The organism is Microbacterium sp. 22303, from assembly GCF_052045265.1.
GTDB lineage: Bacteria > Actinomycetota > Actinomycetes > Actinomycetales > Microbacteriaceae > Microbacterium.
This window is the reverse complement of sequence record NZ_JBQEOQ010000007.1, coordinates 129,503-142,797: the sequence shown is the minus strand read 5'-3', so window position 1 is coordinate 142,797 and position 13,295 is coordinate 129,503. Positions and strand designations below refer to the sequence as shown.

General features: G+C 70.4%; 10 protein-coding genes. 6 read left to right on the top strand and 4 right to left on the bottom strand.

Annotated elements, in window-relative coordinates:
• The first annotated feature begins 46 nt into the window (after positions 1-46).
• On the top strand, positions 47-679 hold the full coding sequence (gene upp, locus ACTJI8_RS18335) for a uracil phosphoribosyltransferase (RefSeq protein ID WP_440734876.1): 633 nt from the start codon (positions 47-49) through the stop codon (positions 677-679).
• 9 nt (positions 680-688) lie between these two features.
• Here the strand turns inward: upp and ACTJI8_RS18330 are convergent, their stop codons facing one another.
• The 4 genes from ACTJI8_RS18330 to ACTJI8_RS18315 form a co-directional block, all read right to left on the bottom strand.
• Entirely contained in the window at positions 689-1,072 is a 384-nt protein-coding gene (locus ACTJI8_RS18330; protein WP_440734875.1) for a GNAT family N-acetyltransferase, read from the bottom strand.
• 374 nt (positions 1,073-1,446) lie between these two features.
• Positions 1,447-5,205: a TM0106 family RecB-like putative nuclease gene (locus tag ACTJI8_RS18325; RefSeq protein WP_440734874.1), complete on the bottom strand. Its 3,759-nt coding sequence runs from the start codon at positions 5,203-5,205 to the stop codon at positions 1,447-1,449.
• 80 nt (positions 5,206-5,285) lie between these two features.
• Positions 5,286-6,104 carry an ammonia-dependent NAD(+) synthetase gene (nadE, locus tag ACTJI8_RS18320; RefSeq protein ID WP_440734873.1) on the bottom strand — a complete coding sequence of 273 codons (819 nt, stop codon included), beginning with the start codon at positions 6,102-6,104 and terminating at the stop codon, positions 5,286-5,288.
• Positions 6,101-7,507: a hypothetical protein gene (locus ACTJI8_RS18315; RefSeq protein ID WP_440734872.1), complete on the bottom strand. Its 1,407-nt coding sequence runs from the start codon at positions 7,505-7,507 to the stop codon at positions 6,101-6,103. Before ACTJI8_RS18315 ends, nadE begins: the two co-directional genes overlap by 4 nt.
• Before the next feature lie 112 nt (positions 7,508-7,619).
• On the opposite strand from ACTJI8_RS18315, the gene ACTJI8_RS18310 reads away from it, so the two are divergent.
• From ACTJI8_RS18310 to ACTJI8_RS18290, 5 genes are all read left to right on the top strand, one after another.
• Complete coding sequence (locus tag ACTJI8_RS18310; protein WP_440734871.1) at positions 7,620-8,177, top strand: phosphorylase family protein; 558 nt, start codon at positions 7,620-7,622, stop codon at positions 8,175-8,177.
• Between the two features lie 100 nt (positions 8,178-8,277).
• Complete coding sequence (locus ACTJI8_RS18305) at positions 8,278-9,903, top strand: carboxyl transferase domain-containing protein (protein WP_440734870.1); 1,626 nt, start codon at positions 8,278-8,280, stop codon at positions 9,901-9,903.
• 5 nt (positions 9,904-9,908) lie between these two features.
• Positions 9,909-11,972 carry an ATP-binding protein gene (locus ACTJI8_RS18300; RefSeq protein ID WP_440734869.1) on the top strand — a complete coding sequence of 688 codons (2,064 nt, stop codon included), beginning with the start codon at positions 9,909-9,911 and terminating at the stop codon, positions 11,970-11,972.
• Complete coding sequence (locus ACTJI8_RS18295; RefSeq protein ID WP_440734868.1) at positions 11,969-12,454, top strand: MaoC family dehydratase; 486 nt, start codon at positions 11,969-11,971, stop codon at positions 12,452-12,454. The genes ACTJI8_RS18300 and ACTJI8_RS18295 overlap by 4 nt, the downstream gene beginning before the upstream one ends.
• Positions 12,451-13,266, top strand: a complete 816-nt coding sequence (locus tag ACTJI8_RS18290) for an HpcH/HpaI aldolase/citrate lyase family protein (RefSeq protein ID WP_440734867.1) — start codon at positions 12,451-12,453, stop codon at positions 13,264-13,266. The genes ACTJI8_RS18295 and ACTJI8_RS18290 overlap by 4 nt, the downstream gene beginning before the upstream one ends.
• Positions 13,267-13,295 lie beyond the last annotated feature (29 nt).

Below are 13,295 nucleotides of genomic sequence, written 5' to 3'. Positions count from 1 at the left end.
GACGGTCGAGCCTAGCCGCATGCCCCTCACCGGATACGCTGTCCCTATGCGCGTTCACGTGGCCGACCACCCCCTCATCACCCACAAGCTGTCGGTGCTGCGCGACGCGCGCACGCCGTCGCCGGTGTTCCGCCAGCTCACCGAGGAGCTCGTGACGCTGCTCGCCTACGAGGCGACGCGCAACGTGCGGGTGAGCCCGATCGAGATCACGACTCCGGTCACCACGACGATGGGCGTGAAGATCTCGGAGCCGCGGCCGATCGTCGTCCCGATCCTGCGCGCCGGTCTCGGGATGCTCGAGGGCCTCGTCAAGCTGCTTCCGACCGCCGAGGTCGGCTTCCTCGGCATGGTCCGCGACGAGGAGACTTTCGAGCCGACGACCTACGCCGAGCGCCTGCCCGATGACCTCAGCGGACGCCAGTGCTTCGCGATCGACCCGATGCTCGCGACCGGCGGATCCCTCGCCGCCGCGATCCAGTTCCTGTTCGATCGCGGTGCGGACGACGTCACCGCGATCTGCCTGCTCGGCACGCCCGAGGGTGTGGCGGCGATCGAAGCACTCGTGGGCGACCGCAACGTCACCCTGGTGCTCGGCGCCCTCGATGAGCGTCTGAACGAGAAGGGGTACATCGTGCCCGGCCTCGGCGACGCGGGCGACCGCCTGTACGGCACGGTCTGAGACCGGCGATCACACGGCCAGCACGTAACAGCGATCCTCGCCGTAGGCCGTGAACCCGCAGCGCGCGAGGATCGGCGCCGAGGTCTCGACGCGCCCCTTGACGAGCGCCGTGGTCGCCCCGAACTCGGCACCGATGTGCAACCGCTCGGCGAGCACCGCCCGGTAGGCGCCGCGCCCGCGGAACTCGGGCAGCGTCGCCGCGCCCCAGAGACGGAGGAAGCCGCCGACGACGGTGCAGCCGCCAGTGCTGATGGGGCGCCCGTCGATGCGGGCCAGTGCGCGGGCCCCCGTGCGAGCTTCGAGCTCGGCCGTCACCTCGGCGACCTCGGTACGCAGGCCGGCCTCGCTCAGCGGCTCCTGGCCCCAGACAGGGAACGTTGACAGTGTCGACATCTCGAACGTCGAGCACGGTGCGCACCGCAGCGACCTCGACGCCGACCGGCACTGCGATCGGATCGCCCGGGATCGGGCGCGCGAACACGGTCACGGTGTCGTCGTGCACGGCTCCTCGCCGTCGCAACTCGTCCTCGAGGTCGGGACGGTCGGCGGCGTTCGTCCAGAACGTCAACCGGTCCTCGCCCCACGCCCGGGTGCGTGCGATCGCGTGGTCCAGCACCGACGGTGCGTCGAGGTCGGATGCGACCTGCGAAGCGCGCACACCGCCGCCGAACCGGGCCGGGTAGCGGACCAGCTGCAGAGCGGACCTCTCCTGCTCGCTCCCACGCGGGAACCACACCCAGGCTGCCGAGGCGCGGGCGATCTCGGTCTCAGAATGCATCGGCATCCCGGGAGGATCCCGCCGCGACGAGCGCATCGCCGGCGACATCGTGCTCATCGCCCTGTGCCTCTGCGTCCTGATCGGCGCCGACGAGGTGCGCGAACGCGCTGAGCCGGACCACGCCCTCGGGCGTCCAGGGCAGGTCGTCCAGCAGGGCCGGCGAGTGGACCAGGTAGGCGGCGACCTTGGCCCGCGAGATCGCGACGTTCAGCCGGTTCTGCAGCAGCAGGAACTCCGGCCCGCGCGGGGCATCGCGTCCGCTCGATGCGGCCAGCGACGTGATCGAGACCACCGCCTCCCTGCCCTGGAAGTTGTCGACCGTGCCCACCGCGACCTCCTCGAGGCCGGCATCCGCGAGCGCGTCGAGGATCAGCTGCTTCTGGGCGTTGTACGGCGCGACGACGATGATGTCGGCCTGCTCGAGCGGGCGCGGCAGTGCGCGCGCCATGCCGTCGGTGTAGTCCCGCCCGATCAGGGCGCGCACGATGCGGACGACCTCCGCGGCCTCCTCGGGCGACTGCGTGGCGTTGCCGCGATGCCGGATCGGCCGCACGTGCAACCCTGGCTCGATACCGTCGATCACGCGGCGCTCCGTGCCGGGCGCCGACGCCAGCGCGCCCGCGTAGGCGAGCTGCGAGACCGGGGCGGCGACCTCCGGATGCATCCGCCAGGTCCGGGCGAGGAACGCTCCGTGCGCGGGGTCGATGACCGCCTTGTCGTGCATGACCCAGCCCAGAGCCGAGGTGTCGACGGGCTCGGGGTGCGTGCCCTGGCTCACCTGCGGCAACTGCTGCGGATCCCCGAGCAACAGCAGCCGCTGCGCGGCCACCGCCACGGCGATCGTGGAGGCGAGCGAGAACTGCCCCGCCTCGTCGATCACGAGCAGATCGAGCTCGCCGCGCTGCACGCGCCGGGTGCTGGAGAAGTCCCAGGCCGTGCCGCCCACCACGCAGCCGAGGCCCGCGGCGCGCTGCTCGGCGAGATACGCGGCCATGCCGTCCTTGCGGATCGCGGTGAAGACGGGCTCCGACCCGTGCGGATCCTTCGGCGCCTTCGCCACCTGGGCGGCCGGAACCCCGGCAGCCACCACCCGTTCGAGCAGGTTCTCCACGATCGCGTGCGATTGCGCGACCACGCCGATGCGGTAGCCGTGCTCGTTCACGAGCCGGGCGATGACGTGCGAGGCGGTATACGTCTTGCCGGTGCCGGGAGGGCCCTGGACAGCGAGGTAGCTGCGGTCCAGGTCGAGCACACCTCGCGCGATCGCGTCAGCAGCCTCCGGCAGACGATCATCCGGTGACGTGGCGCTGTCCGCGGTGTCGGCGTTCCCGCCGGGATGCCCGTCCGGCCCTGTCCCCAGGACAGGCAGCGGCTCGCCCGAGACCGTCCGCGGCACCACACGGCGCAGCACGTCGGTCGCCGCATCCTGCGGGAACGCGGGGGCCGCCGACAGCACGGATCCGGCCCACTCCTCGATCGCGCCCTGCAGGGAGTTCACTCGGGGCGGCGAGGCCGGGGTGAGGGCGAGCGGCAGCTCGTCCCAGGTCTGCCCGCCGATCGAGCGCTCGCGGATGCGGTAGCCGTCGTCGAGCACCTCGACGATCTCCACCTCGTGCGGCACGTGGATCACACGCGCGGGGAACTCACCGAAGAACGGCGCGGGAGCCTCGTAGAGCGCGAAGGGGCTGCTACCGACGTTCAGGGTGCTGCCGGGCGCGACCTCACCGTGCAGGTCGACGAGACGCGTGACGGCGCGGGCGCCTTCCTCCATGCCCCAGTCCTGCGCGACGGCCGAGCGATCCGGGTCCACCCGCAGCACATCGCGCGTCGACTCCCACAGCGTCACCGGTTCGCGCAGGCGCTGGAAATGCGAGATCCAGAAGCTCTTCGCCTCGCGCGGGAAATAGTCGATCGCGGCCGCCGCGACTCGATGGAACTGACCGGCCTGCTCGAGTGCGGCGCCCGTCGCGCCCGTTCCCCGAGCCTCGTCCTGCTCGCGCTGCCCCTCGGCCTGCAGGGCGAGCGACAGCGGCGCGGGCTCGTAGGCGCGCGTCTCGGGCTCGTCCGGCGGGGCCGGCAGCACGCCCGCCTCGCGCGCGAGGCCCACAAGCCAGTTGCGCAGCCGCCTCGTCGAGACGCAGTCGTAGCGGTTGTAATCGGCGAGGTCGGCGAGGATCCCCTCGGCCTCGGCGGTGCGGCCCGAGGCGGCGAGCCCCCGCGCCTGCACGTACTGGACGATCGAGTCGTCACCCTTCTGCACGTCGCTCGTGCGCACCTCGGCCCCCATGTAAAGCGGCTCGAGCTTCTTGATCGAGTACGACCGCGATCCGATGCGCACCGTCCGCAGCACCAGCGGATACAGGTCGACGAACACGCCCTCCCGGAGCAGCCGGTCGACGTCGGCCTCGCCCACGCCGTAGCGCTCCGCCATGTTCTGCAGATGCGAGGTCTCGTAGGGGGCGTAGTGGTAGATGTGCATATCGGGGTGCGCCGCCCTGCGCGCCTTCACGAAGTCCAGGAAGTCCTGCAGCGCCTGCCTCTCGGCCGCGAAGTCGTGCGCCCACAGCGCGGTGTACTGCTCGGCGTCGTCGACCCAGCCGAACAGGTAGTCGAGCCCCCAGTGCTTGTTCTCCCGAGCCTGCCCTTCGCCCGGCTGGGTGTAGAGCGGATCCCCCTCGAAATCGAAGAACAGGTCGCCGCGGCTGGGCCGCGGCATCAGTCCGATCGCCGCCGCCGAGACGACCTCGAACGGCGGCGTGGGGTGTGCGCCGTCCCGTCCAGGCTCGCCGGCGTCTTCGGCCGCCATCGCGGCGAGCTGCAGCCGGGCCTGCGCACGGAGCGCCTGGAACGTCTCGACGTTCATGCCCTCCGGCGCATCCTCCGCCGCGGCAAGGTCGTCGATGGTCCTGATGCCGGAGGCGCGGAGTCGCGCCCGCTGCACCGGGCGCATGCGCGCGACGAGCAGCAGATCCCGGTGGGCGACCACCTCGAGCTCGCAGGTGGCGCAGCGCCCGCAGGCGACGATCTGCAGATCTCCGCGGTCGTCGCCCCAGGCGAGCGGCGCACCCGCCGCGCCCTCGTCGATGCGGCGGTCGGCGATGAGGGCGCGCAGGCGCGCACGGCGCACGTGGAACAGCGGCAGCAAATCGCTCACCGCATGCGTCGAGATGCTGCGGTCGCCGAGGATCAGATCCACTTCGTCGGAACGCGGGATGCCGACGCGGTCGAGTTGATCGACATATGCCGCCAGCTGCATGAGCGCCGTCACGCGCGCGGTGCGGGCGAGCTTGGAGTCCTGCACGCGCCACCGCCCATCGGGGTCGCACCGCAGGAAGTCCGCGAACCCGACGAACTCGGGCGTGGAGAACGCGGCCTGGTAGATCACCGTCGCGTCGGACCGCAGCGCGCGCAGCGTGTCAGCGACGACCTCCGCCAGCGCCTCGGCATCGGTCGAGGACACCTTGGGCAGCTCGATCACGCCCGGCCCGCCGTCGACGGATCGCCCGAGCTCCGCGATGTAGTCGTCCAGCACCACGAGCTCGTGCGCGTCGCCCATCGCCGCGGCGCGGGCGAGCGTCGCGTCCTCCGGATCCTCGACCGGCTCGACTCTCCCGAGCTTGGCGTCGACCGCGCGCGCCCAGGCGAACTCGCACTCGGCCGCGAGCTTGAGATCCGTGGCACTCCAGATCACGCGCTTCCGGTCGGATCCGACGTTCTGATCGGATGCGGAAGCGGTGATCACGCGCACGAGGGCTCCTGTCGTTCGGGGGCGACCGATCGGGCCGTCGCTTCGACCCTAGACGGGACCCCCGACATCACGGGCCGGCGTCAGCGCCACCAGGAGTCGTCGGGCGTGACCGGCTGGCGGCGCTTGTGCGAGGTCGCGAGGTAGCGCGCCTCGATGCGCTGCGCCACGTCGGCCGCCACCTCGCGCCCCTCCAGATAGTCGTCGATCTGCTCGTAGGTGAGGCCCAGCTCGTCCTCGTCGGCACGGCCGGGCGTGCCGTCCAGCAGGTCGGCCGTGGGCACCTTGTATGCCAGGCGGTCCGGCGCGCCGAGCGCCAGCAGCAGCGCCCTGCCCTGGCGCTTGGAGAGCCCGGCGAGCGGGGTGAGGTCGCAGGCTCCATCGCCGAACTTGGTGAAGAAGCCGGTCACCGCCTCCGCCGCGTGATCCGTGCCGATCACGAGCATGCCGCGCTGGCCGGCGATCGCGTACTGCGTGACCATGCGCAGACGCGCCTTGATGTTGCCGCGGTGGAAGTCCGCCACGTCCTCCAGGCCCGCCGCCTCGAGGTCGTTCTCGAGCCCGTCGACACCGTGCTCGATGTTGACCTCGACCCCCTCGTCCGCGGCGATGAACGCCATCGCCGCGGTCGCATCGTCGGCGTCGTGCTGCACCCGGTAGGGCAGGCGCACGGCGATGAACGTCGCCTCGCCGCCCTCGGCGCGCACCTTCTCGACGGCGAGCTGCGCGAGCCGCCCGGCGAGCGTCGAGTCCTGTCCGCCCGAGATGCCGAGCACATAACCCTTGGCGCCCGTGTGCTGGAGGTAGTCGACGAGGAAGCCGACCCGGCGGTCGATCTCCGCGGCGGGGTCGATGTCGGGGCGCACCCCGAGGCCTGTGGCGATGTCCTGCTGCAGGGTCATGCTTCTCCTTCGGTCGTGGAACCAGTATCTGCCTCGGAGGTTTCGGACATGTGACGTGCGGGAATTACGGTCGCGCTCGTCACGGGCGCGGTTCTCTGAAACGACGTGTCGATTGGGGATGTTCTCGCCCCAAGCAAAGCGCTCATCATGACTCCAGATTGCGCTGCGGTCATGAACTGTCCGAGATATGCGTCTCGCCCAACGAATCGTGCGTGGTTCATGAAGCGTTCGAAGGTGTCGACGGATTCCCGGTCACACGATCCGTACTTGCGCAGGAGTCGCCCGGCGATCCGGATCTTTAGGCGAGCTGCTGACCGTGCGAGTCTAGCCATGCTTCGATGTCCACGGATGCTGATGACAAAGCGCGGCGGCACCGCACCGTGAACCGGCTCAATTGCGCCATCACGCCAGACCAGGAGACGGCGCACGACAAACCTGTCCGCGAAATAGGCCGGCCTCCTCACCCGCACTCTTCCTCCGCGCCGGTAGGGGCGAATGGGATCCTCACCTTCATACCCCAGCGCCGTTTTCACATACGCCGAATACTCAGCGAGCAAGTACGTCTCGCGTCCTGCGCGAGTCTTCTCGAACGCGATGCCGAACAAGACATAGCTGAGTCTCTTCGTGAGCCATCGCCATGGTCCGAGTCTCTGCTCTTTGGCCTGTCTGAGGTGTGCGGTCACCGCCTTCGCATACCGCATCCACGGCACGTGGAGAGCAAAACCGAGACCGATTCCGGCGACGCCCGTCGCGATCGCGAAGTCAAACGACCACGTGATCACACCGAGAACGATGGCGATCGGAGCAGCAAAGGCGACGAAACGGAACACTCCGTATGACAGCGGTGCGACGTCCACCACATCAAGATCGACCGCCTTCGCGAGCCTGCTGAACAGGTCGGAGTTCTCCCAAGTTGCGGGAGCGCGCAACGAGTGACGATCCAAAGCCATCGGAGCCGATCGCAAGCGGACCGCGACTCCAGCACCACGCATCCGTCCGATGACGATCTCGGTCGTGGAGCGGGCTTCCCATGTCACGCTCCACACCCTTACGTCATCCGGCACGCGCGAAGCCAACGGCTTCGACAACGATTCATCGGTATCCGAACTCTTGCGCCTGGCCGCCAGCATCAAGCTGCTGATCTTGCCGATCGCTACATATGCCACTCCTCGCGGCACCTGGATGGTGTGTTGAAGACGCTTCGCCCAATGCTCTGAGGACACAAGCGCGCTGCGGACTCCCGCCCACACGTCCTGGTAGCTCACCAAGGCCGCGCAGATCTCACGCTCCGCATCTCCATCTGCCGCCCACACCGCCACCACGAGCTCGTCGCCGAGCTCATGCAGCCCCGCTTTGGACAGCGAGATTTCCGAAGACTCCGCAACCTCATTTGCGCTTGTCATCCTGCCCCCTCTTTAGGCCACTTTTCCGGGCAGGGTACGCGTTGGCTCAGACACCAGACTGACGCCATGACCGCCTCCGGGAGAGATTATGCATATGCGCGAGGATGGAGCCATGAGACTTCTCGTCGCCGCCCTCGCGTCCGAACTGCAGGCCTTCCCCGAGGAGCTTCCGGGCTTCGACCGGCTCGTAACCGGCCCCGGCAAGCTCAAGGCCGCCTACGGCCTCACCCGTGCGCTGGATGCCACCGCCTACGAGGAGATCATCGTCGTCGGCACCGCGGGCGGCGTGGATCCCGCGCTGCCCGGCGGCGTCTACGAGATCACCGCGGCGATCCAGCACGACGTCCAGGACCTCGACGGCGTGATCGGGCAGCACGTCTCGCTGCCGCCGCGTGTCGCGACCGGCCGCGACGGACTCGTCATCGCGACCGGGGACAGCTTCGTCGATGACGTCGCCGTGGTCGAGCGGATCCGCGGCCTCGGCGGGGTGCTCGTCGACATGGAGACCTACGCCTACGTCTGGGTCGCCGACCAGTTCGACGTGCCGATCCGCGTGCTGCGCGCGATCTCCGACACCGCTCAGGACGGCGCCACCACCGTCTGGGACGAGACCGTCGCGGCCTGCAGCGTACAGTTGCGCGAGCAGATCCGGGACGAGTACGGAGTCTGAGAACGCACCGCAGTCGACCGGTCGTGGACATTTCAGTTAACGCTCGCTAATCTGAATCACGAGTCCACGACCGCTGCGAAGTCGCCCAACGGAGGGTGCCGTGTCCGAATCAACCGCGCCGAGCATCGGTGCGCCGACCTACCGCGAGCTCGTCGACGAGCTGCGCGCCCGGCGCGCCGAAGCCGCCCTGGGCGGACCGGAGAAGAGCCGCCTCCGCCACACCGAGCGCGGCAAGCTGCTCGCCCGGGACCGGATCGATCACCTGCTCGACACCGGCAGCCCGTTCCTGGAGGTCGCACCGCTCGCCGGCTACGGTCTGTACGGCGGTGACGCCCCCTCGGGCGGCGTGGTCGCCGGGATCGGGCTCGTGCACGGGCGGCACGTCATGGTCGTCGCGAACGACGCCACGGTCAAGGGCGGCACCTACTACCCGATCACCGTGAAGAAGCACCTGCGCGCGCAGGAGATCGCGGCGGAGAACCGGCTGCCCTGCATCTACCTCGTCGACTCGGGCGGCGCCTTCCTGCCGATGCAGGATGAGGTGTTCCCCGATCGCGATCATTTCGGGCGCATCTTCTACAACCAGGCCAGGATGTCGCGGGACGGGATCCCCCAGATCGCCGCCGTGATGGGGTCGAGCACGGCCGGCGGCGCCTACGTGCCGGCGATGAGCGACGAGACGGTGATCGTGCGCAATCAGGGCACGATCTTCCTCGGCGGCCCCCCGCTCGTGAAGGCCGCGACCGGCGAGGTCGTCACCGCGGAGGACCTCGGCGGCGGCGAGGTGCACACCCGGGTCTCGGGCGTCGCCGACCACCTTGCGGAGAACGACGAGCATGCGCTGCAGATCGTCCGGGACATCGTGGCGACGCTGCCTCCCGCGCCGCAGCCCTTCGACAGGCTCAGGGACCGGGCAGATCCGACCGCCGCGGTCACGGATCCCCCCATCGTCGACCTGCTCGACGTGGTCCCGGTCGAGCTGACCGTGCCCTACGACGCGCGCGAGATCATCCGCGGCATCGTCGACGGCGGCGCCTTCACCGAGTTCAAGACCGAGTACGGCACCACCCTGGTGACCGCGTTCGCGCACATCCACGGCCACCGGGTCGGGATCATCGCCAACAACGGCGTGCTGTTCGGGGAGTCGGCACTCAAGGGCGCGCACTTCATCCAGCTCTGCGAGCAGCGCCGCACCCCGCTGCTGTTCCTGCAGAACATCACCGGCTTCATGGTCGGTCGCGAGTACGAGGCGAACGGCATCGCCAAGCACGGCGCGAAGATGGTGAACGCCGTCGCGACCGCGACGGTGCCCAAGCTCACCGTCGTCGTAGGCGGATCCTTCGGCGCCGGAACCTACTCGATGTGCGGAAGGGCGTACTCGCCGCGGTTCCTCTGGCTCTGGCCGGGCGCCAGGGTCTCGGTCATGGGCGGACCGCAGGCCGCGTCGGTGCTGTCGACCGTGCGACGCGACCAGATCGAGGCGGCGGGCGGATCCTGGTCGGCCGAGGAGGAGGCCGAGTTCCAGGCCCCGATCCGGGCGGCGTACGACGAGCAGGGCAGCCCCTACTACTCCACCGCCCGACTGTGGGACGACGGGATCATCGAGCCCGGCCAGACCCGCGATGTGCTCGGCCTCGCGCTCGACGTCGTGATGCGGGCCCCTTCGACCGACCAGCCGGCCGCCGGCGCAGCGGCAAGCCGGCAATACGGCGTCTTCCGGATGTGAGTGAGATGCACCGCACTGAGCCTTACGTGTTCGACACCGTCCTCATCGCCAACCGCGGCGAGATCGCCTGCCGCGTCATCGCGACGCTGCGCCGTCTGGGGATCCGCTCGGTCGCCGTCTACAGCGACGCCGACGCGGGCTCCCGCCACGTCGCCCTCGCCGACGTCGCCGTGCGGATCGGCCCCGCACCCGCGGCGCAGAGCTACCTGAACATCGACGCCGTGCTGGACGCCGCCAGGGCGACCGGCGCGCAGGCGATCCACCCCGGCTACGGGTTCCTCGCCGAGAACGCCGCCTTCGCGCAGGCGTGCGCCGACGCCGGGATCGTATTCATCGGTCCCACCGCCGAAGCGATCTGCACCATGGGCGACAAGATCACGGCCAAGCTGGCCGTCGCGGAGCGCGACGTGCCCACGGTTCCGGGGGTTGCACGCCCCGGCCTCACCGATGCCGACCTCATCGCCGCCGCCGGAGGGATCGGCTACCCGCTGCTGATCAAGCCCTCGGCGGGCGGCGGCGGCAAGGGCATGCACGTGGTCACGGACGAGGCGCACCTGGCTGACGCGATCGCCGCCGCTCGGCGCGAGGCCGCCGCGAGCTTCGGCGACGACGCGCTGTTCCTGGAGCGCTACCTCGCCACCCCGCGGCACATCGAGGTGCAGATCCTCGCGGACGCGCACGGCAACGTCGTGCACCTCGGCGAGCGCGAGTGCTCGCTGCAGCGCCGGCACCAGAAGGTGATCGAGGAGGCTCCGTCCCCGCTGCTCGACGAGTCCACGCGCGCGGCGATCGGCGCGGCCGCGTGCGAGACCGCCCGGAGCGTGGACTACCGCGGCGCCGGAACCGTGGAGTTCATCGTCGAGGCGGCGAAGCCGGACGAGTTCTTCTTCATGGAGATGAACACGCGTCTGCAGGTCGAGCACCCCGTGACCGAGCAGGTCACCGGGCTCGACCTCGTGGAGCAGCAGCTGCTCATCGCCGCCGGTGCTCCGCTCGGTTTCGGGCAGGAGGATGTCGTTCTGCGCGGGCACAGCATCGAGGCGCGCGTGTACGCCGAGGATCCGGCCTCCGGCTTCCTACCGACGGGCGGCCGTGTGGGGCGCGTGATCCACCCCGAGGGCGAGGGGATCAGGGTCGACACGGCGATCGCCGACGGCCTGGACGTCTCGATCGACTACGACCCGATGCTCGCGAAGATCATCGCGCACGGCGCGGATCGTGACGAGGCCCGCCGCCGACTGGTGCGAGCGCTCGACGGGACGGCGGTGTTCGGCTTCCCGACGAACGTGGAGTTCGTGCGGGCGCTGCTCGAGCTTCCCGAGGTGGTCGCCGGCGACCTCGACACGGACCTCATCGCCCGCCGCTTCGACGATCTCGCCTTCGCCGAGGCCGGCGCACGCGTGTTCGCCGAGGCGGCGCTGCTGTTCGATGCCGCGCCGCGCTCCGAGGCCGCGACGGTGTCCGGCCCGTGGGCTCGCCGCGATGGCTGGCGCCTCGGCGTTCCTGCCCCGCGTCGCTACCGACTGGTCTGCGGCGAGCACCGTGCCGAAGTGCGCGTGACGGGATCCGGATCCCGCCTGTCGGTCGAGGTCGACGGATCCGGTCCGGTGGCCGCCGCCTCGCGCGCCGAGGGAGCCTCGCACCGCACGATCACGATCGATGGCACGACGCGGACGGTCGCCGCGCTCGAGATCGAATCCGGCCGGGTTGCCATCGCGCACAGCGGTGCAGTGTTCGAGGTCGCCGTGGAGCGGGTCTCGCATGCGGGTGCGACGGCGGCCGAGAGCCGCCCGCATCTGGACTCCCCCATGCCCGGGACGGTCGTGCTCGTGCACGCCGCCGACGGCGCGCACGTCGCGGAGGGCGATCCGGTGCTCGTGGTCGAGGCGATGAAGATGGAGCACGTGCTGCGCGCCGGGGTGGCGGGCACGGTCGCCGTCCACGTCGCGCAGGGCGACACGGTGGCCCGAGGGCAGACCCTCGCCGTGATCACTCCGGACCCTTCGGCAAGCTCAGGGACCGAACCGGGTGCCGGTTCGGGGACCGATGTCGAGGAGGACGCGAAATGACGGGGAAGCGCATCGAGCAGCGGGGACTCTACTTCGAGGAGTTCGAGGAGGGCGCGGTCTACCTGCACCGCCCGGGGCGCACCGTGACCGAGGCCGACAACGTGCTCTTCACGACCTTGACCATGAACACCCAGGCCCTCCATCTGGACGCGGCGTGGAGCGCCGGAACCGAGTTCGGCGAGCGGCTCGTGAACAGCATGTTCACCCTGTCCACGCTCGTGGGGCTCTCCGTCGCGCAGCTCACGATGGGCACGATCGTCGCGAACCTCGGCTTCTCCGACGTGTCCTTCCCCGCGCCGGTGCGCATCGGCGACACCCTCTACGCCGAGACGCTGATCGTGTCGAAGCGGCTGTCGGCATCGCGGCCGGGGCAGGGCGTCGTGCAGTTCGCGCACACCGGGCGCAATCAGGACGGCACGGTGGTCGCCCTCGCAACGCGGTCCACCCTCATGCAGTGCCTTCCCGCGGAGGCCGCGCGATGAGCGCGCTGCAGGGCCCCGCGCTGCTGTTCTGCCCGGCGGACCGCGACGAGCGGTACGCGAAGGCCCTCGCCGCCGCCGACTCCGTGATCCTCGACCTCGAGGACGCGGTCGCCCCCGCGGACAAGCCCGCCGCCCGTGTGCGCCTCGCCGCCGCCGACCTGGATCCGCAGCGCACGATCGTGCGGGTGAACCCGGCGGACACCCTCGATCACGCGCTCGACCTCGCCGCCCTCGCCGGCACCGTGTACCGCACGGTGATGCTGGCCAAGGCCGAGTCCGCCGCCGACCTCGACGCCCTGCATGCTGCGGGGCACCGCGTGCTGGCGCTGTGCGAGACCGCGCGCGGTGTCGTCCACGCCGAGGAGATCGCCGCGCACCCCGCGACGATCGGGCTCATGTGGGGCGCGGAGGATCTCGTCGCGAGCATGGGAGGACGCTCGAGCCGGTTCACCGCGGGCGCCCACGCGGGCCGCTATCGAGACGTCGCACGCCTCGCGCGCTCTCGCGTGCTGCTGGCCGCGAAGGCGTTCAGGAAGGCCGCGATCGACTCCGTTCACCTCGACATCGCCGACGTCGACGGTCTGCGCGCCGAGGTTCTCGATGCCGCGGCGAGCGGCTTCGACGCCACCGCGTGCATCCACCCGAGCCAGGTCGCCGTGATCCGCGAGGGCTATGCCGCCACCCCGGCCGAGCGCGACTGGGCCGAGCGCGTGCTCGCCGAAGCAGAAGGACAGCCGGGGGTGTTCCGGTTCGAGGGCCGCATGGTCGACGAGCCCGTGCTGCGGCAGGCCAGGGCGATCCTCGGGCGCTGATCGTCGCGCCCGAGCATCGCCCACCGTCG

Excerpts from the sequence above, each read along its gene's own strand:
- upp (WP_440734876.1), top strand. The coding sequence starts at position 47 with ATGCGCGTTCACGTGGCCGACCACCCCCTCATCACCCACAAGCTGTCG.
- ACTJI8_RS18330 (WP_440734875.1), bottom strand. The coding sequence starts at position 1,072 with ATGTCGACACTGTCAACGTTCCCTGTCTGGGGCCAGGAGCCGCTGAGC.
- nadE (WP_440734873.1), bottom strand. The coding sequence starts at position 6,104 with ATGACCCTGCAGCAGGACATCGCCACAGGCCTCGGGGTGCGCCCCGAC.
- ACTJI8_RS18315 (WP_440734872.1), bottom strand. The coding sequence starts at position 7,507 with ATGACAAGCGCAAATGAGGTTGCGGAGTCTTCGGAAATCTCGCTGTCC.
- ACTJI8_RS18310 (WP_440734871.1), top strand. The coding sequence starts at position 7,620 with ATGAGACTTCTCGTCGCCGCCCTCGCGTCCGAACTGCAGGCCTTCCCC.
- ACTJI8_RS18300 (WP_440734869.1), top strand. The coding sequence starts at position 9,909 with ATGCACCGCACTGAGCCTTACGTGTTCGACACCGTCCTCATCGCCAAC.
- ACTJI8_RS18295 (WP_440734868.1), top strand. The coding sequence starts at position 11,969 with ATGACGGGGAAGCGCATCGAGCAGCGGGGACTCTACTTCGAGGAGTTC.
- ACTJI8_RS18290 (WP_440734867.1), top strand. The coding sequence starts at position 12,451 with ATGAGCGCGCTGCAGGGCCCCGCGCTGCTGTTCTGCCCGGCGGACCGC.